This is a genomic window from Pannonibacter sp. XCT-53, assembly GCF_009915765.1.
In the GTDB taxonomy this organism is placed as follows: Bacteria; Pseudomonadota; Alphaproteobacteria; order Rhizobiales; family Stappiaceae; genus Pannonibacter; species Pannonibacter tanglangensis.
The window spans coordinates 2,591,679-2,610,570 of record NZ_JAABLQ010000001.1 but is presented as its reverse complement, the minus strand read 5'-3'; the positions used below and the strand labels follow the sequence as shown (position 1 = coordinate 2,610,570).

16 protein-coding genes and 1 riboswitch are annotated in these 18,892 nt (G+C 67.8%); of the genes, 9 read left to right on the top strand and 7 right to left on the bottom strand.

Features of this window, described 5'->3' with window-relative positions:
- Positions 1–296: 296 nt before the first annotated feature.
- Positions 297–1,763, top strand: a complete 1,467-nt coding sequence (locus GWI72_RS11600) for a DEAD/DEAH box helicase (RefSeq protein WP_161708730.1) — start codon at positions 297–299, stop codon at positions 1,761–1,763.
- Between the two features lie 288 nt (positions 1,764–2,051).
- Positions 2,052–2,645 (top strand): HupE/UreJ family protein, encoded by a 594-nt coding sequence (locus GWI72_RS11595; RefSeq protein WP_161676375.1) that lies wholly within the window; start codon positions 2,052–2,054, stop codon positions 2,643–2,645.
- A 17-nt stretch (positions 2,646–2,662) separates the two neighbouring features.
- Here the strand turns inward: GWI72_RS11595 and nadC are convergent, their stop codons facing one another.
- The 3 genes from nadC to nadA all read right to left on the bottom strand — a co-directional run bounded on the left by nadC (position 2,663) and on the right by nadA (position 6,433).
- Positions 2,663–3,538, bottom strand: a complete 876-nt coding sequence (gene nadC, locus GWI72_RS11590) for a carboxylating nicotinate-nucleotide diphosphorylase (protein WP_161676374.1) — start codon at positions 3,536–3,538, stop codon at positions 2,663–2,665.
- Positions 3,535–5,187 (bottom strand): L-aspartate oxidase, encoded by a 1,653-nt coding sequence (locus GWI72_RS11585; protein WP_161676373.1) that lies wholly within the window; start codon positions 5,185–5,187, stop codon positions 3,535–3,537. Before GWI72_RS11585 ends, nadC begins: the two co-directional genes overlap by 4 nt.
- Positions 5,188–5,347: 160 nt before the next feature.
- Entirely contained in the window at positions 5,348–6,433 is a 1,086-nt protein-coding gene (gene nadA / locus GWI72_RS11580) for a quinolinate synthase NadA (RefSeq protein WP_161676372.1), read from the bottom strand.
- 382 nt (positions 6,434–6,815) lie between these two features.
- On the opposite strand from nadA, the gene GWI72_RS11575 reads away from it, so the two are divergent.
- Complete coding sequence (locus GWI72_RS11575) at positions 6,816–8,036, top strand: MFS transporter (RefSeq protein WP_161708729.1); 1,221 nt, start codon at positions 6,816–6,818, stop codon at positions 8,034–8,036.
- 94 nt (positions 8,037–8,130) lie between these two features.
- Here the strand turns inward: GWI72_RS11575 and GWI72_RS11570 are convergent, their stop codons facing one another.
- Positions 8,131–9,825 carry a methyl-accepting chemotaxis protein gene (locus tag GWI72_RS11570; protein WP_161708728.1) on the bottom strand — a complete coding sequence of 565 codons (1,695 nt, stop codon included), beginning with the start codon at positions 9,823–9,825 and terminating at the stop codon, positions 8,131–8,133.
- Positions 9,826–10,141: 316 nt separating this feature from the next.
- A complete protein-coding gene (locus GWI72_RS11565) occupies positions 10,142–11,818 on the bottom strand; it encodes an electron transfer flavoprotein-ubiquinone oxidoreductase (protein WP_161676369.1) in 1,677 nt (558 codons plus the stop codon).
- A gap of 315 nt (positions 11,819–12,133) precedes the next feature.
- Here GWI72_RS11565 and GWI72_RS11560 point away from each other — a divergent pair, with 315 nt between their 5' ends.
- The 4 genes from GWI72_RS11560 (at position 12,134) to GWI72_RS11545 (ending at position 15,098) form a co-directional block, all read left to right on the top strand.
- Positions 12,134–13,105, top strand: coding sequence for a uracil-DNA glycosylase (locus GWI72_RS11560; protein WP_161708727.1), 972 nt, complete (start codon positions 12,134–12,136; stop codon positions 13,103–13,105).
- Positions 13,106–13,181: 76 nt separating this feature from the next.
- Positions 13,182–13,772 (top strand): PilZ domain-containing protein, encoded by a 591-nt coding sequence (locus GWI72_RS11555; protein ID WP_161708726.1) that lies wholly within the window; start codon positions 13,182–13,184, stop codon positions 13,770–13,772.
- 267 nt (positions 13,773–14,039) lie between these two features.
- A complete protein-coding gene (locus tag GWI72_RS11550; RefSeq protein ID WP_161708725.1) occupies positions 14,040–14,891 on the top strand; it encodes a S49 family peptidase in 852 nt (283 codons plus the stop codon).
- 21 nt (positions 14,892–14,912) lie between these two features.
- Complete coding sequence (locus tag GWI72_RS11545) at positions 14,913–15,098, top strand: hypothetical protein (protein ID WP_161676365.1); 186 nt, start codon at positions 14,913–14,915, stop codon at positions 15,096–15,098.
- Between the two features lie 31 nt (positions 15,099–15,129).
- Here GWI72_RS11545 and thiE read toward each other — a convergent pair whose 3' ends face one another.
- Together thiE and thiM are read right to left on the bottom strand one after the other, a co-directional pair.
- Positions 15,130–15,786 (bottom strand): thiamine phosphate synthase, encoded by a 657-nt coding sequence (gene thiE / locus GWI72_RS11540; protein ID WP_244314231.1) that lies wholly within the window; start codon positions 15,784–15,786, stop codon positions 15,130–15,132.
- On the bottom strand, positions 15,773–16,573 hold the full coding sequence (gene thiM, locus GWI72_RS11535; protein WP_161709164.1) for a hydroxyethylthiazole kinase: 801 nt from the start codon (positions 16,571–16,573) through the stop codon (positions 15,773–15,775). Before thiM ends, thiE begins: the two co-directional genes overlap by 14 nt.
- Positions 16,574–16,915: 342 nt before the next feature.
- Positions 16,916–17,011, bottom strand: a riboswitch (TPP riboswitch).
- A gap of 270 nt (positions 17,012–17,281) precedes the next feature.
- Here thiM and GWI72_RS11530 point away from each other — a divergent pair.
- Both GWI72_RS11530 and GWI72_RS11525 read left to right on the top strand, forming a co-directional pair.
- On the top strand, positions 17,282–18,211 hold the full coding sequence (locus tag GWI72_RS11530; protein ID WP_390806615.1) for a glycine--tRNA ligase subunit alpha: 930 nt from the start codon (positions 17,282–17,284) through the stop codon (positions 18,209–18,211).
- Positions 18,212–18,326: 115 nt separating this feature from the next.
- Positions 18,327–18,884, top strand: coding sequence for a LemA family protein (locus tag GWI72_RS11525; RefSeq protein WP_161708723.1), 558 nt, complete (start codon positions 18,327–18,329; stop codon positions 18,882–18,884).
- The last annotated feature ends 8 nt before the right edge of the window (positions 18,885–18,892 follow it).

Here is an 18,892-nt window from a genome sequence, read left to right as displayed (position 1 = left end):
CCTGCATGTGCCGCGTCGGGGCTGACGCCCGTGTCCAGACGACCGCCCGGTCGCTGTGTCGCCAGGCAACGGAGACAGCGGGAACAGGGATCGCGGCTCGCACGGGACCAACGGTCCGGCGTCTTTTTCTCCAAGTTCCCATGTCACGCGGGGTTCTGACGGTTCTTGCTGGTCGGCGGGCAATGAGGCTCGCGACGCAGGGCAGGGACCGCAACCGCCTGAAGCCGGTCCCTAGCGGGCGCCGGCCGTCACCGCGCGCGGGCCAGAGGCGCCGCGCTGCCTGTGAAGGACATTTCTTGACCGAATTCTCTACCCTTGGCCTGTCGTCTTCCCTCCTCAAGGCGATCACTGCGGCCGGCTACACCACCCCGACCCCGATCCAGCAGGCCGCCATCCCGCATGTGCTGGCCGGCAACGACCTGATGGGCCTGGCCCAGACCGGCACCGGCAAGACCGCCGCCTTCGGGCTGCCGCTGGTGGAGCGCCTGCTGGCGCATCCGGCGGCCGCCGCGCCCCGCGCCACCCGGGCGCTGATCCTCGCCCCGACCCGCGAGCTGGTGAACCAGATCGCCCAGAACCTCGTCACCTTCGTCAAGGGCTCGCCGCTCCAGGTCACCACCATCATGGGCGGTGTCTCCATGGGCCCGCAGATCAAGCGCATGGCGCGTGGCTGCGACATTCTCGTGGCGACCCCCGGCCGCCTGATCGACCTGATCGAGCGCAACGCCCTGCGTCTCGACATGGTGGAATATCTGGTGCTCGACGAGGCCGACCAGATGCTGGATCTCGGCTTCATCCACGCCCTGCGCCGCATCGCCACGCTGATCCCGAAGAAGCGCCAGACGCTGCTGTTCTCGGCCACCATGCCGAAGCAGATCGAGGACCTGTCGCGCTCCTACCTGAACGATCCGATCCGCGTCGAGGTCGCGCCTGCCGGTCGCACCGCCGACAAGGTCACCCAGTGCGTGCACTTCCTCTCGCAGGCCGAGAAGATCGACAAGCTGATCGCCTGCCTCAGCGAGCGGCCGGAAGACCTGTCGCTGGTCTTTGCCCGCACCAAGCATGGCGCCGACAAGGTCGTCCGCAAGCTCGTGGCCGCCGGCCTCAAGGCCAATGCCATCCATGGCAACAAGAGCCAGAACCAGCGTGACCGCGCCATCAAGGAACTGAAGACGGGCGAGACCCGCATCCTTGTTGCCACCGACGTGGCCGCCCGCGGCATCGACATCCCGGGCGTCAGCCATGTCTACAACTTCGATTTGCCGGATGTGCCGGAAAGCTATGTCCACCGCATCGGCCGCACGGCCCGCGCCGGAGCCGATGGCGATGCCATCGCCTTCTGTGCCCCGGACGAGATCACCCAGCTGCGCGACATCGAGAAGCTGACCGGCATCCGGATCCCGGTCGCCAGTGGCGAGGCGCCGCCCGAGGGCCGCAACGCCGCCCCGCGTCCGGCCCGTGGCCGTCAGGGCCAGTCCCAGGGCCAGTCCCAGGGCCAGCGGCAGGGTCAGGGCCGCAACGGCCAGTCGCGCAACGGTCCCTCGCGCAACACCCCGTCTCACGGGGATGACCGCCGGAGCGGCGAGGCAACCGCCAAGCCCGCCCGGTCGCAGTCGCACGGCCGGGGTCAGCAGCCGGCGGGTGCCAAGCCTGCGGCCCGCAGCGGCCAGGGCCCGCGCAAGCCGCAGGTCGGCGGGCCGGCCCAGCTTGCTGCCGAGGTTCAGGCGCGTGGCCAGCGAGACGGCGCCCGCCGCAACGGCTGACCATTTTTGAGGCAGACAGCTGCCGTTTCCGAAGGCCGGACGGCGGGCATCCCGCCCTCCGGCCCCCCGGCCGGCGGCCTGCGGCTGCGCTGCCGGCCTAAGGCACAGCCCGAGCCTTGCCAATGTAGGTTGCCGGGCGTCGCCCGGGCCGGCCGACGTCACAGCGCGCGACTGTGCCAGACCCGACAGCCGATGCCGCTCCTTTGGGCTTGGCGGATCCTCCCGAAGCAGAAACACTCGCATCGGTCCCTGTTCGGGCCTGCATCTGCTTTCGCGGAAGGATAGTCCATGTTCCAGCGCCTGCTGCTCACCGCCTCCGTCATCCTGCTTCCGGCGCTTCCGGCCCACGCGCACCTCGATCCGGTGGCGCATGGCTCCTTTGCCGCCGGCTTCACCCATCCGGTCTTCGGGCTTGATCATGTTCTGGTGATGGTGGCTGTCGGCCTCTGGGCCTTCACGCTGGGGGGCCGCGCGCTGCTGCTGGTGCCTGCGGCCTTTGTCGCGACCATGGTCCTTGGCTTCGGCCTGGCGGTGGCCGGCCTGCCGCTGCCCTTCGTCGAGCCCGTGATCGCGGCCTCTGTCGTCGGTCTCGGGCTGCTGGTCGCCATGGCGGTCCGCCTTCCGGTCGGGCCGGGGGCGGCACTTGTCGCGGTCTTCGCCCTGTTCCACGGTCATGCCCATGGCGGCGAGATCGGCTCGGCCGGCGAACTGGGCTATGCGGCCGGCTTCGTGCTGGCGACCGCGCTGCTGCATGCCGGCGGCCTGCTGCTCGGCTGGGCCATCGGCACGCTGCTCGGCGCCGGAAGCCAGACCGGGCTGCGTGTGTCGCGGGCGCTGGGCGCGGTCGTCGCCGTGGTCGGGCTCGGTATCCTGGCAGGCTGAGGCCGCGCGCGGCGGGATCAGCCGATCCCGATGTCGAGGCCGAGGTCGAGCACCGGCGCGGAATGGGTGATCCAGCCGGAGGAAATGAGGTCCACCCCCGTTTCCGCCACCGCCCGGACCGTGTCCAGATCGATGCCGCCTGACGCCTCCAGCCGGATCCGGTCACCGACGGCCGCCCGCACGAGTGCCACCGCGTCCGCAAGGCGCTCCGGCCCCATGTTGTCGAGCATGATGACGTCAGGCCCGGCGGGGATGGCCTCCTTCAGCTGCTCCAGCGTGTCCACCTCCACCTCGATCTTCACCAGATGGCCGGCGAAGGCCTTGGCCGAGGCGATGGCGGCGGTGACACCGCCGGCGACGGCGATGTGATTGTCCTTGATCAGGATCGCGTCATCGAGGCCGAAGCGGTGGTTCATGCCGCCGCCGCAGCGCACGGCATATTTCTCGAAGGCGCGCAGCCCCGGCGTCGTCTTGCGCGTGCAGACGATCTGCGCCCGCGTGTGGGCAATGGCCTCGGCAAACCGGGCGGTCGCCGTGGCGATCCCCGACAGGTGACCCAGATAGTTCAGCGCCACCCGCTCGGCCGACAGCAGCGCCCGTGCCGGCCCCTCGATGCGGGCCACCACCTGCCCGGGGGCAAGCCGCGCCCCGTCCTCGACCAGCACCTCCACCCGCAGCTCCGGCGAGGTCAGGCGGAAGGCGGCCTGCGCCAGACGGATGCCGGCCAGTGCGCCGGGCTTGCGGGCGGCAATCACGGCGCTCGCGCGCACGTCGCGGCCGATGGTCGCCTGGCTGGTCACATCGCCGGCCCGGCCCCAGTCTTCAAGCAGCGCCGCATGCACCGCATCGTCGATCATCAGCTGCGGCAGCTCGGGCAGGGGGCGCGCGCTCATGCCGTTTCTCCTGCTGCCACCGCGCTGGTCACGCCGGTCAGGGCGTTGGGGTGGGCGGCGGTGGCGGCGGCGGCGGCCGCGTTCACCTGATCCAGCGTCAGATAGCTGCGCTTGGCCTGGGCGGGATCGGCCTCGGGCGCATCCTTGCGGAAATGCGCCCCCCGGCTTTCCTTGCGCTGCAGGGCCGCGGCGGCCACGATCTTGCCGGCAATCATCATGTTGCGGATCGAGGTGCGCTGCACCCGCGTCTCGGCTGCGGCGATCCGGGCAAGCGCAAGCCGCAGGCCCGCCTCGTCGCGTTCCACGCCGACCAGGTCGCTCATGGTCTGGCGCAGGATCGAGATCGCCGCGCGTTCCTCCTGGTTGCGCTGGCTGGGCAGGCCCGGTTCGTCATCCAATGCTTCCCAATAGGCGGTGCGCGGCGTCGGCATCAGGCCCTGGATGTCCTCGGCGATGCGCGCGGCGAAGACGACCGCCTCCAGCAGCGAGTTCGAGGCCAGCCGGTTGGCCCCGTGGGCGCCGGTGGAGGCCACTTCCCCGGCGGCCCACAGGCCGTCCAGCGAGGTGCGTCCGTTGGCATCCGTCAGCACGCCGCCCATGTGGTAATGCTCGGCCGGCGCGACCGGGATCGGATCGGTCACGGGGTCGATCCCCGCTGCCAGGCACGCCGCATGCACGGTCGGGAACCGGTCGGCAAAGCTCGCCCCGACGGCGCTGCGGCAGTCGAGGAAGGCTCCGCGTCCGGCAGCCCGCTCGCGGAAGATCGCGCGGGCAACAATGTCGCGCGGGGCAAGTTCCATCAGCGGATGCACGGCCTGCATGAAGCGTTCGCCGGCGGAATTGATCAGCGTTGCCCCTTCGCCGCGCAGCGCCTCGGTCGCCAGCGGGGCCGGGTCACGGCCCACGTCGAGCGCGGTCGGGTGGAACTGCACGAATTCGGCGTCGGCGATCACCGCGCCGGCCCGGGCCGCCATGCCGATGCCATGGCCGTTGGCCTCGCCGGGGTTGGTCGTCACGGCATAGAGATGGCCGATGCCGCCGGAGGCGAGCACCACCGCCGGCGCCTGGAAGGCAAGGCGTTCCAGGCCGCCGCGCCGCCGCGCCATCACGCCGGTCACGAACTTGCCCTCGGTGATCAGGCTTTCACCCAGGAAGCCCTCGATGACGCGGATCGACGGCGTCTGCCGCACGGCCGCGACCAGGGCGTCCATGATGGCACGTCCGGCCATGTCGCCGCGCACCCGCACCACGCGGCTGGCGGAATGGGCCGCCTCGCGGGAGACCGCAAGCCGGCCTTCGAGGTCCTTGTCGAAGGGCACGCCGTAGCTCAGCAGGTCGCGCACCCGCCGGCCGGCCTCCGCCGTCATCATGGCGACGATCTTGTCCTGGCACAGGCCACCGCCGACGGCGATCGTGTCGGCCATGTGCGCCTCGGCCGTGTCGTCCTCCGTGACCGCTGCGGCAATGCCGCCCTGCGCCCAGGCGGAGGAGGCCCCTTCGCCGATCGGGGCATTGGAAATGATCGTCACCGGCCGTGGCGCCAGCTTCAGCGCGCAGAACAGGCCGGCCAGACCGCCGCCGAGGATGACCACATCGTCCACACCGCGGGCGGACTGGGCCGGAACAAACTGGTCGCTACGAACTGCCATGGGAGGGCTTTCACTTGATCGACGGAACACCGGGCAGGAGCCTAGCGGCTCCGGCGGCAGGCGGCAACGTGCAGGGCAGGCCGCGACAGCCCGGAGGAGGCCGGAGGGGAGAGCAGAGACGGGAACGGGCGGAGCCATCGGCCCCGCCCGTCCACCGGCGTCACATCTTCAGATTGATCATCCGTTCCACGGCAAGGCGCGCCTTCGCCGCCACGGCCGGGTCGACGGTCACTTCTTCCTTCATCTCGATCAACGCGTCGAGGATCTTGGCCAGCGTGATCCGCTTCATGTGCGGGCAGAGGTTGCAGGGGCGGATGTAATCCACGCCCGGCGTCTCGCTCGCCACGTTGTCGGCCATGGAGCATTCGGTGATCATCATCACCTTGGCCGGCCTGTTGGTCTTCACCCAGTCGATCATGTGCTTGGTCGAGCCGGCGAAGTCGGCCTCGTCCACCACCTCCGGCGGGCACTCCGGATGGGCGATGATCTTCACGTCCGGGTCGATCTTGCGATAGTCCCGCAGCTCCTGCGCCGTGAAGCGCTCGTGCACCTCGCAGGCTCCGTCCCAGGTCAGCACCTCGACCTTGGTCTGCCGGGCGACGTTCGCGGCCAGATACTTGTCCGGGATCAGGAACACCTTCGGCACGCCGAGGCTTTCCACCACCTGCACCGCGTTGGACGAGGTGCAGCAGATGTCGCACTCCGCCTTCACCGCAGCCGAGGTGTTCACGTAGGTGATGATCGGGATGCCGGGGTTGCGCTCGCGCAGGGCGCGCACGTCGGCCGCCGTCACCGATTCGGCCAGCGAGCAGCCGGCGCGCATGTCCGGGATCAGCACCGTCTTGGTCGGATTGAGGATCTTCGACGTTTCGGCCATGAAGTGCACGCCGCACTGCACGATCACGTCGGCGTCCGTGCGCGTGGCCTCGACGGCCAGCTGCAGGCTGTCGCCCACCACGTCGGCAACGCCGTGGAAGATGTCCGGCGTCATGTAGTTATGCGCCAGGATGACGGCGTTGCGCTCCTTCTTGAGCGTGTTGATCGCATGGATCGTCGGGGCCAGCGCCGGCCACTCGATGGCCGGGATGATGTGCTTCACCTTTTCGTAGATCGGGGCGGTCGCGCGGGCGACCTCTTCCGTATAGGCGAGCACGGGCCGGGCGACCGAGCCGTGCCGGTCGATCGCGAGGTCTGCGGCGGGCTTCACCTGGCAGGTGGAGCCGGAAGAAATCAACGTGGTTGCCATCGGACCTAACTCCCTGCTGGACCGGCACCCGAATATGCTCAAAATGAGCATAATAGAGGCAAAAGAAAACGGGACCTGTGCGTCCCTTCGTCTGCTTTTGCTCTTTGTGAGTTTATATAGACCCAATCCGGACCCGAATCCACCTTTTCCGGTGTCTGATTCTGACTTTTTTGAAATCTAATGTCTTTTCAATGGATTGTAACAGAACATCCCGCAAGGGCGTTCAGCCGGCGAAGCAGTTGCCGCGCCGATCAGCGCGGTGCATGGGTTCTTCACAAACATTGATTTTTCCGCGCCGCTCCCACCGGCCATAGTGCAAGAACCCGGAAGCGGGCCGCAGTGTCGGTCTGGCCGGGCATCCGGCAACAGGGAGCATCTCCGCATGGCGACCGTCCACACCGCACGGCCCAACATCCCCCTCATCATCCTGTGCGGCTGCGCCATCGCCCTCTTGTCCTTCGGGCCGCGCTCCGCCATGGGCCTGTTCTTTCAGCCCATGACCGAGGCCCGGGACTGGAGCCGGGAGATCTTTGCCCTCGCGATTGCCATCCAGAACCTGCTCTGGGGCGCCGGCCAGCCGATTGCCGGCATGATGGCGGACCGTTTCGGCACCTGGAAGACGCTGCTCACCGGTGCGATCCTCTATGCAGCCGGCCTGGTCCTGATGGCCGAGGCCGAGGCTCCGGTCTGGTTGCATCTGTCCGGCGGCGTGCTCATCGGCCTTGGCATCGCCTTTTCCAGCTTCTCGCTGATCCTTGCGGCCTTTGCCCGCACGGTGTCGCCGGCGCAGCGCTCGCTGGCCTTCGGCGTCGGCACCGCGTCCGGGTCGCTCGGCCAGTTCCTCTTTGCCCCGCTCGGCATCGGCCTGATCGAGACCGTCGGCTGGCATTCGACCCTGCTGGTCTTCGCCGGGCTGATGGTGCTGGTGCCGCTGCTGGCCATTCCCCTGCGCGGCAAGGCCGATGCGGGCGCCTATGCCGGCACGGCGGCGGACCAGAAGCTTGGCGCCGCCATCGCCGAGGCCTTCAACACGCGCGGCTACATCCTGCTGACGCTGGGCTTCTTCGTCTGCGGGTTCCACGTTGCCTTCATCACGGTGCATCTGCCGCCCTATCTGGCAGATCTCGGTCTGGATCCGCGCTGGGGCGGCTACGCGATCGGGTTGATCGGGCTGTGCAACATTGCCGGCTCGCTGGCGGCTGGCTACATCGGCGGCCGCTGGTCCAAGCCGCATTTCCTGTCGCTGATCTACCTCGGCCGGGCCATTGCCATCGCCGTCTTCCTCATGGTGCCGGTCTCGCCCGTGTCGGTGATGGTCTTTGCCGGCGTCATGGGGCTCTTGTGGCTGTCGACGGTGCCGCCGACCTCGGGCCTTGTCGCCGTCATGTTCGGGCCCCGCTACATGGCCACGCTGTTCGGCTTCGTCTTCTTCTCCCACCAGATCGGCTCGTTCCTCGGTGTCTGGCTGGGGGGGCGGCTCTATGACCAGACCGGGTCCTATGATGCGATCTGGTGGATGGGCATCGCGCTTGGCCTCTTTGCCGCCGTGGTTCACTGGCCGATCCGCGAGCAGCCGGTCGCCCGCCTTCAGGCCGGAGCATGACGCGGCGCTGCGCTGCGGCGGCAGGGCGCCCGGCAGCCGCAGGCTGAGGCGAGGGGGGGCGGCGTGTCGCCCCCCTCCCGCTCCCCGTGCGGGGTCAGGCGGCCGAGATCTGGTTGATGCGGCGGGAAATGTCTTCCACGGACGCCGACATCTTCTGGGTGTTCACCGAGATCTCGCGCGTGACGAGGTTCTGTTCCTCGATCGAGTTGGCCACGTCGGTGATGTAGGTGTTCACGCTGTTGGCCGAGCGCTCGATCGTCTGGATGCCCTCCAGCACCGTCAGCGACACGTCCTGCACGTGCTGGATCTGCTTGGCGATGTCCTCGGTCGCGCTGGTGGTCTGGTTGGCGAGGTTCTTCACCTCCGCGGCGACGACCGCGAAGCCCTTGCCGGCCGCGCCCGCCCGGGCGGCCTCGATCGTGGCATTGAGCGCGAGCAGATTGACCTGCCCGGCGATGTTGTTGATCAGCTGGACCACGTTCTCCATCAGCTTCATGCTGGAGCCGAGGCGCTCGGCAGCCGCGCTCGACTTGTTGGAATCGTTGAGGATCCCCAACGCTGCCTCCTTCGACAGCTGCATGTTCTTGCTGATGGCGCCGATCGACACCGTCAGTTCCTCCACGGCCGAGGCGATGCCCTGCGTGTCCGAGACAACCGCTTCGGCGATCTGGCCGGTCTGGATCAGCTTGGTGATGTCGGTCGCATAGCAGACGATCTTGAACGGCTTGCCGCTGGCGTCCAGCACCGGATTGTAGGAGCCCTGCACCCAGATCTCGCGCCCGCCCTTGGCAATGCGGCGGTAGACGCGGGCCTCGAACTGGCCGCGCGCCAGCTTCTGCCAGAAGTCGGCGTAGTCGCGCCCGCCCGCCTCGTCGCTGCGCACCAGCATGCGGTGGTGCTGCCCCTTCAGGTCGGCGAGCGAATAGCCGAAGGTCGACAGGAAATTCCGGTTGGCGGTCGTGATCGTCCCGTCGAGCGTGTACTCGATGACCGCCTGCGACTTGTCGATCGCCTCGATCTGGCCCTTGGCATCTGCGGCCAGGATCTTCTGCTGCGTGATGTCGCTGGCGTATTTCACCACCTTGACCGGGCGGCCGTTGATCCCGAGGATCGGATTGTACGAGGCCTGGATCCAGAACTCGCGCCCGCCCTTGGCGATGCGCTTGTACTCCGCGACGAAGTGCTCGCCCGCATTCAGGCGCCGCCAGAACTCGCGGTATTCCTCGCTGTTGCCATAGGCCGGTTCCGCGAACATGCGGTGATGCTTGCCCTGGATTTCCTCCAGCCGGTAGCCGACCACATCGAGGAAGTTCTTGTTGGCGGTGATGATGGTGCCGTCCATGTTGAACTGGATTACCGCCTGCGAGCGGTGGATCGCCTCGAGCTGGCAGGCCGCGTCGATGGCATCCCGCTTCTGCTGGGTGATGTCCGTGGCGTACTTGACGATCTTCACCACCTTGCCGGAGGCGTCGAAGATCGGATTGTAGGAGGCCTCGATCCAGACTTCCTCACCGCTCTTCTTCACGCGCATGAACTGCGCGGAGCGGAAGGTGCCGGCTGCCAGTTGTCGCCAGAACTCCCGGTAGGCTTCGCTTTCCGCGTGTTCCTTGGTGCAGAACATCCGGTGATGGCGACCCTTGATCTCGGCCAGCGTATAGCCCATCGCGGCAAGGAAATTCTCGTTTGCGTAAAGAATGGTCCCATCCGGCTCGAAATGGATGACCGCCTGCGAGCGGTACAGGGCTTCGAGTTCTGCCTGCTGTGCACGATTCTTCGCATTGAAAATCATGATGTCTTGCCCTGCCCCATTGGAACAAACGTGACTGCCTGAGCGGAATTGGCATCGAATGTTCGTAGGGTGAAGCAACATGGTTAATGTGCGGTGAACTGAAACAAATCCGGGAAAGTCTTTCCTGAAACTGCATATGGACAGTTTTGACAGGGATCATGAAAAGGAGGGTGCTCTGGAAGATGAAATGAAAAGGCCGGGAGTAAATCCCGGCCTTCGGTCTTGTTGTTTCTGGATGTTTCTGATGACGTGACCGTATCCACGTGCGGTCGGCGGGGCCTGCTCCCGCAAGGGTAGAGGTCTGGCCCGGCTCGCCTCACATGTTCGGGTAGTTCGGCCCGCCCGAGCCTTCCGGCACCGTCCAGGTGATGTTGCCGTTCGGGTCCTTGATGTCGCAGGTCTTGCAGTGGACGCAGTTCTGCGCGTTGATCTGGAAGCGTGGCGCGCCGTCGCCGTCCTCGACCCACTCGTAGACGCCGGCCGGGCAATAGCGGTTGGACGGGCCGGCATAGACGTCGTGCTCCGACGCCTTCTGCAGCGCGGCGTCCTTGACCCTGAGATGGATCGGCTGGTCTTCCTCGTGGTTGGTGTTCGACAGGAACACCGAGGACAGCTTGTCGAAGGAGATGACGCCATCCGGCTTCGGATAGTCGATCTTCTTGCAATCCTTGGCCGGCTTCAGGCTCTGGGCATCGGTCTTGCCGTGCTTCAGCGTGCCGAAGAAGGAGAAGCCGAACAGCTCGTTGGTCCACATGTCGAGCCCGCCGAGGCCGACGCCGAGGATCGTGCCGAAGCGCGACCACAGCGGCTTGACGTTGCGCACCTTCTTCAGGTCCGCGCCGATCTCGCTCTCGCGCCAGGCGGTGTCGAAATGGGTCAGCTCGCTGTTGGCCTCACCGCGTCCGAGTGCGGCCATCACCTCTTCGGCGGCCAGCATGCCGGACAGCATGGCGTTGTGCGAGCCCTTGATGCGCGGCACGTTGACGAAGCCGGCCGAGCAGCCGATCAGGAGGCCGCCGGGGAACGACAGCTTCGGCACCGACTGGTAGCCGCCTTCCGTGATGGCGCGGGCACCATAGGCAAGGCGCTTGCCGCCCTCGAAGGTCTCGCGGATCGCCGGATGCGTCTTGAAGCGCTGGAATTCCTCGAAGGGCGAGATGTAGGGGTTCTGGTAGTTCAGGTGCAGCACGAAGCCGACGGCCACCTGGTTGTCTTCCAGATGATACAGGAACGAGCCGCCGCCGGTCTTCATGTCCAGCGGCCAGCCGAAGGAATGCTGCACCAGGCCCAGCTTGTGCTTGGCCGGGTCGATCTGCCACAGCTCCTTGATGCCGATGCCGAATTTCGGCACGTCGCTGTCCCGGTCGAGGGCAAACTTGGAAATCAGCTGCTTGGCCAGCGAGCCGCGCACGCCTTCGCCGATCAGTACATACTTGCCGCGCAGCTCCATGCCGCGGGTGAAGTTGTGGTTCGGCTCGCCGTTGCGGCTGATGCCCATGTCGCCGGTGGCAACCCCCACCACCTTGCCCTCGTCGTCATAGAGCACTTCGGCGGCGGCAAAGCCCGGGTAGATTTCCACGCCCAGCTCTTCTGCCTTGCCGGCAAGCCAGCGGCACACATTGCCCAGCGAGACAATGTAGTTGCCGTGGTTGTTCATCAGCTTCGGCATGAGGAAGTTCGGCAGGCGGATGCCGCCGGCAGGACCCAGCACGAGGAAATGGTCATCGGTGACGGCCGTCTTGATCGGCGTGTCCTCGCTGCGCCAGTCCGGCAGCAGCTTGTCGAGCGCGATCGGGTCGATCACGGCGCCGGACAGGATGTGCGCCCCGACTTCCGAGCCTTTTTCCAGCACGACAACGGAAATGTCCTCGCCCTTCTCCAGGGCGATCTGCTTCAGGCGGATGGCGGCGGCCAGGCCGGCCGGCCCCGCTCCCACGATCACCACGTCGAAATCCATGCTTTCGCGCTCTGGCAGCTCAGGCATTTCCGCCATTCGTGTTCTCCCTCTGGCGACCTTGCCCCCCGCGCCGGGAGCCGGTCAGGGCAGCGCCGTCTTGTCCCGCCGCCCGTCTGAAACCAATCGCAATGCCCCTCTATTAGAGCAGGGGCAACAGCCCCGCAATTGCTCCTTTCAGCGGGAAAATGGCATTACGTTTACGTAAGCGTAAATCATAGTTTTCGGCGTTTCGCAAGGCGGAACGCGACGCCTCCTGACGCGCCTGCGTCCTGCAGGCGGCAAAGCGGGGACACCCTCGGCGGCAGCGCGCAGACCGGTTGTGTTTGTCGGGTGAGCCGCTAGAGTGCGCCCATGATCACGCCCCCGCCCGCCGTCCTGACCCACAGGCACATGGAGGCCTTGCTGGAGTTTCTCCAGGGGGCAGGGGTCGATGCATTCCTTGATCTGGATCCGGTCGACCGGTTTGCCCAGTCGGAGCAGGACGCGCGGCGTGCGCCGATGCCCCCTGCCGGTCCGCGCACGCCGATGGGCCAGACCGGACATCAGTTCGGACATCAGACCGCTCCCCAGGTCGCTGCCCTGTCCGGCCGGGGAACGGGGCAGGGGACGCCGCCGCCGCTCAACCTGCCGAGCCTGACCGCGTCACCGGCTGCCCCCATGGCGCCCGCATCGGGGCCCGGCCCCGGTCAGGCGGTGATCCCGGGTGAGGAGGCCGTCCGCTCTGCCCGCGAGGCGGCCCGTTCTGCCGCGACACTGGAGGAGCTGAAGGCCTGTCTCGCCGCGTTCCGGGGCTGCAATCTGCAGCTGACGGCCAAGTCCCTGGTCTTTTCCGACGGCAACCCGGCCGCCCGCCTCATGTTCGTCGGCGAGGCGCCGGGATCGGAGGAAGATGCCACCGGCGTGCCCTTCGTCGGGCGCTCCGGCAAGCTGCTGGACCGCATGCTCGGCGCCATCGGGCTGGACCGGACCTCTGTCTATATTGCCAATGTCGTGCCCTGGCGGCCGCCAGGCAACCGGACGCCGACGCCCCAGGAAACCGAGATCTGCCGACCGTTCATCGCGCGTCAGATCGAGCTGGTCGACCCGGATGTTCTGGTCTTTCTCGGGGCTGCCTCAGCAAAGGCCCTGACCGGAGCCACCGACGGCATCAGGAAGATGCGCGGACGGTGGATGCAATACGATACGGGTCGCCGCAAGATCAGGGCGCTTGCGACCTATCATCCTGCCTATCTCTTGCGCAGTCCGCTCGAGAAACGTCTGGCGTGGCGGGATTTTCTGACCCTACGTCAGGTTGTGGCGGGCGATAATCATCCGGTTGAGTAAAATTGTAAGATCAACCTATACGATTTTTTAACAGGCAAATCGTTAGCACTTTATCGTCAAATTTTAGGATTTGCCGATGGCGTCGAGTGCCTTTTCCGTTCACCGTCCCCATGCCGCCGCCGTGCCGCAAGCGCAGCCGGAGGTTGAGCGGGTGCTTGTCTTTGACGTGGACCGCCTCACCTGCATCGAGGCGGAGATGAGCAACGTCAGCCAGTGGGGCTGCCGCCTGACCTCGGACGACGCCGCACTTCTCGGCAAGAGCATCGGCATCAGGGTGGGCGACGATCCCTATCTGCGGGCGGCGACCGTGACGTCGGTCACCGGCACCATGGCAGCGGTCGTCTTCAGCGCCCAGAGCGATGCGGCCGCCAGCCGGCGGCAGGAGCCGCGCCGGCCCGTGTCCATTCCCATCGTTGTCACGGATCGGGAGGGCAGCATGCGCGTCTCGGGCCGCATCGTTGATGCCTCGAAGTCCGGCTGCCGGATTTCCGCGCCCGGCCTGGCGAAGCTTCCCGACGAGATCGTGATCCGTGTGCTCGGCATGCCGCGAGCGCTGGTCGGGAAGATCATGCGGCGCGAGGGCGACGAGGCTGGCGTCCGCCTGAACTGGGAGGCCGTGCGGGAGCTGGCCAGCAAGACCCAGAAACTGGCCCGTCCGCCCGTCTGACCGCCCTGCCTGCCGCACCTGCCCGATCGTCCTGTCTTGTCTTCCGGCGTGAAGTGACCGTCCGACGGTCTCCGCCGGATGCCCCGGTCGGACCCTGCAACCCGATCCGTTCCCGCCCCCCGGCCCCCGCCCTTGCCCCTGGCCCTTGCCCTTGGCCCTTGCCCCTTGCCCTTGGCCTTGCCTTGGGCCGGAGGTGGCTTGCCAAGACGCCCGCAAGTCCCCAGCTAGGAACGGAGACCTTCCTTCCTGTCCTGCGGAGCCCTTCCGATGTTCCAGATGTTGTCCAGCAAGCTTCGGGCCCTCGCCGGCCGGTCCGGGCCGGTCATTCCCGTCGTTCGGCTGCAGGGGGTCATCGACAACGGCGGCCTGATGCGGCCCGGCCTCAACCTGGCCAATGTCGCCACGCCCCTGGAGCGGGCGTTCCGCATGAAGAAGGCGCCGGCGGTTGCGCTGGTCGTCAACTCGCCCGGCGGGTCGGCGGTGCAGTCGCGTCTGATCACCCGCCGCATCCGCGATCTGGCGGCCGAGCATGGCAAGCACGTCCTTGTCTTCGTCGAGGATGTGGCCGCATCCGGCGGCTACATGATCGCCGTGGCGGGCGACGAGATCATCGTCGACCCCTCGTCCATCGTTGGCTCCATCGGCGTGATCTTCTCCGGCTTCGGCTTCACCGGCCTCATTGACAGGATCGGCGTCGAGCGCCGGGTCTATACGGCTGGCAGCAACAAGTCGCAGCTTGATCCCTTCCGTCCCGAGAACCCGGACGAGATCGCCCATATCAGGCAGCTGCAGCTCGAGATCCACGAGGTCTTCATCGACCTGGTGAAGGAGCGGCGCGGCGGCCGGCTCGCCGACCATCCCGACCTGTTCACCGGCCAGTTCTGGGCCGGGCGTGCGGCGGTCGGGCTCGGTCTTGCGGACCGGGAAGGGGACCTGCGCTCCGTCGTGCGCGAGAAATACGGCGCGCGTGCGGAGCTGCGGCTCGTCAATCCGCCGCGCGGCCTGTTCGGGCGTCGCAACGGCGGCGGCGTTGCGGCCTCCCTCTTGCCTGCCACCTACGCGGATGATCTGATGGCCGCTGTCGAGGCCCGTACGCTGTGGTCGCGCTACGGGCTCTGAAGCCTGTCGGGAGAAGCTGTCATGCCACCGCTCTGGGGACTTGCCCTTCTGGGTGCTGCCGGGTTCGCGGCCTTCAAGCTGGTCCGTCGCGAAATGGCCCGGGTCGAGGCGCGGCTCTCGGAAGCGGCCCGCCGGCCCGATGACCAGACCATCCGCCTTGAGCGGGATCCGGTCACCGGCCGCTATCGCCCCGAAGGCGAGGCCTGATCCCCGCCCCGGGACCCGTCAGGTCCCCCGGTCACTCCGCTGCCGGCCGTGCGACGTCACCGGACGCAGCCTCTTCCCACGCCCTGCGCAGCCGGCGGGCGGCCTGTTCCGCGTCGCCGTCGGAAAGGATCGCCGAGACCACTGCCAGGCCCTGCGCGCCCGCGGCCCGGACGGCCGGAGCATCCTGCGCCGTCAGGCCGCCGATCGCCACCGCCGGCAGCCGCGCCGCAGCGCAGAGCCGCGCGAGCCCCTCCGCTCCGATCGGGGTCGCATGGTCGGGCTTCGTCAGGGTCGGATGCACGGGTCCGATGCCGACATAGTCGACATCGGCCGGGTCGAACCGGTCGAGATGGGCAGCTTCCGAAACGGAAACGCCGATGATCGCGTTCGGGCCGAGCATCTGCCGCGCTTCGGCCGGGGTCATGTCCCGGGTGCCGATGTGCACGCCGGCGGCGCCGATCATCCGCGCCACTTCCACCCGGTCGTTCAGGATCAGCGGCACGCGGTGCTCGTCCAGCCGTGCCTTCAGCCGCCGGGCAAACTCCGCCACCACCGCATGCGGCGCGCTCTTGTCGCGCAGCTGCACCAGCGTCACGCCCCCGCGAACGGCCGCGATCACGTCGTCCTCAAGTCCGGGGCGACGGATCTCGTCGGTCACGAGATACAGGGAAAGATCAAAGCGGCGCATCGGCATACTCCACAAGCGCCAGGGCATCGACCTGCTCTGGCGTCACATCATGCAAGGCGTTGAGGAAGGCGGTCGCAAAGCTTCCCGGTCGGGGGTCTTCGGCGGCCGCGCGTTCTCCGGCGAGGGCGTAATAGGCGAGAGCTGCGACCGTTGCATGAAACCGGTCGGGCGCACCCGCAGCAAAGGCGGCAACGATGCCGGTCAGGGCGCAGCCGAGCGCCGTGACCTGCGTCATCAGTGGCGACCCGTTGGCGATCCGCGCAATCCGGCGCCCGTCCGTCACCACGTCGATCGCGCCCGTCACGGCCACGATCCCACCCGTGGCCCGGGCCAGGGCGACGGCCGCCGGCTCGGCCGCGTCGGTCCCGTCGCCGCTGTCGGCCCCGCGCGAGGCGCTGGTGCGTCCGGCAACCGCCAGGATCTCCGATGCGTTGCCCTTGATGATCGAAGGCGACAGCCGGGCAAGCCGGCCGTTGATCTCGCGCCGGTATCCGGTTGCCCCGGCCGCCACCGGATCGAGCACGACCGGAATGCCGCGGGCGAGCGCCGCCGTTGCGGCTGCCTCCATGGCGGCGACCCAGTCGGGTTCGGGCGTGCCGGTGTTCAGCGTCACGGCGCTGGCAAGGCCGGCGAACTCCGCCGCTTCCTCGCGCGCATGCACCATCGCCGGCGAGGCTCCGGCGGCCAGCAGCACATTGGCCATGGTCTGCATCGCCACGAAGTTGGTGATGTTCTGCACCAGCGGTCGCCGCGCCCGCATTCCTGCCAGATGGGCGCCGAGCGTCATGGTCGACCCGGCAGCAGCCACGGCTGCCCGTGCAAGGCCGCCCCCTGCGACGCCGGGACGGGCGCTCGCCACCGTGCCGGCGCGATCCGGCCCGGAGGCTGCTTCCTGCCCACGCTGCGGCCCGCCCCGCTCCGAGCGCTCCTGCTCCGTGTTGGCCTGCTCCGGCTTCCGCTGCTCCGGCTGCGGCTGTGCGGTGGCGCTGTCTGTCATGTCCTGTCCTCCATGCATGCGGGCGGTCCGGCGCGGGGAGGCTGAAGACCGCGCGGGACCATGGCTCCGCCCTGGCCGCAGAGGCGGGCGCATCGGCCAGCGGACGGCAACATGGGGGCAGGGATGGTAGGCACAGGTCTGCAAACGACTTCCTCCGCCGGCATGACCCGGTTCAGGTTCAAAGGGTTCCTCTCAGCCCCCGGTTGTGGGGCGCCCCTGTCGCAAGCAGGCTTATAGGCCTGTCGCAGCGGCAGCGCAAGAGGGGAGCGCAAGGTCGCCGCACAGGGGTGCCGCACGGGGACGCCGCACAGGGCCGCCTCACGGGGGCGCCGCATGGGGCCGGCGGCTCGAGGGGAGGGACGCGTGCGCCCTCGCGCCGCCGCGCTTGACCTTGCCGGCGGCCCGTGGCACCTGTCCGGCCGACTGTGCGCGGCCATGGCCGCGCCGCCCTTCGCAATCGGGACCTCATCCATGTCGAACGAAGCCATCCCGGCCCACATGCGCCCTGAAAACTCCTTCCAGGGTCTGATCCTGACCCTGCAGCGCTACTGGGCGGATCAGGGTTGCGTCGTGCTGCAGCCCTATGACATGGAAGTCGGCGCCGGCACGTTCCATCCGGCCACCACGCTGCGTTCGCTCGGGCCGCGTCCGTGGAAGGCCGCCTATGTCCAGCCCTCCCGCCGTCCCTCCGATGGCCGCTACGGCGAGAACCCGAACCGGCTGCAGCACTACTACCAGTTCCAGGTCATCCTGAAGCCGTCGCCGGACAACCTGCAGGACCTCTATCTCAACAGCCTCTACGCCATCGGTCTCGACCCGACCCTGCACGACATCCGCTTCGTCGAGGACGACTGGGAAAGCCCGACGCTGGGGGCCTGGGGCCTCGGCTGGGAATGCTGGTGCGACGGCATGGAAGTGTCGCAGTTCACCTACTTCCAGCAGGTTGCCGGGTTCGAGTGCGCGCCGGTCTCCGGCGAGCTGACCTACGGCCTGGAGCGCCTGGCGATGTACATCCAGGGCGTCGATAACGTCTATGACCTGAACTACAACGGCCGCGAGGGCGCCGAGAAGATCACCTACGGCGATGTGTTCCTGCAGGCCGAGCAGGAATACTCCCGCCACAATTTCGAGCACGCCGACACCGAGATGCTGTTCCGCCACTTCCGGGATGCGGAAGAGGAATGCCGCCGCCTTCTGGCTGCCGGCGCGGCGGCCCGCGATGCGGCGGGGGCCGACGTGCATCAGGTCGTGCTGCCGGCCTATGACCAGTGCATCAAGGCCAGCCACGCCTTCAATCTGCTCGATGCGCGCGGTGTCATCTCCGTCACCGAGCGCCAGAGCTACATCCTGCGCGTCCGCGAGCTGGCCAAGGCCTGCGGCGGGGCCTTCCTCGAAACCCGCGCCGGCGGTGTCGGCTACGAGGGCTGACCCGCGCCTGCCGATCCCGTCGGTTCCCAGCTTCGGCCCGCCTCTTCAGGGTGACAGATCCGGCGTCAGGCGCTAGCGTCACGCCGCAGTGAGTCCTCGCCAGGAGAAGCCGGTCATGGGGTTCTGGATTGTCATCGCGGCGCTGGTCGGCGTCGCCCTTTATGGCATCGCCCTCTACAACGGGCTGGTGAAAAGGCGGCAGATGGTGGCGGAGGGCTGGAGCGGCATCGACGTCCAGCTCAAGCGCCGCGCCGACCTCATCCCCAATCTCGTCGAGACGGTGAAGGGCTACGCCGCCCACGAGAAGGCCACGCTGGAGGCCGTGACCGGCCTGCGCACCGCGGCGGCCCAGGTGCCTGCCGGCGACATCGCAGCCCGGGCCGCCGTGGAGAGCCAGCTCTCCCAGGCTCTTGGCCGGCTTCTCGCCGTGGCCGAGGCCTATCCCGACCTCAAGGCCAGCGCCACCTTCCAGGAGCTGCAGGCTGCCCTCGACAAGGTCGAGGATGCGCTGCAGATGGCGCGGCGCTACTACAACGGCGCCGTGCGTGGCCTGAATGTCATGGTCGAGAGCTTTCCGTCCAATCTGGTCGCCGGCCGCTTCGGCTTTGTCACGGCCGCCTATTTCGAGATCGAGGATCCGGCTGACCGGGCCCTGCCGAAGGTCGCCTTCTGACAGGACCC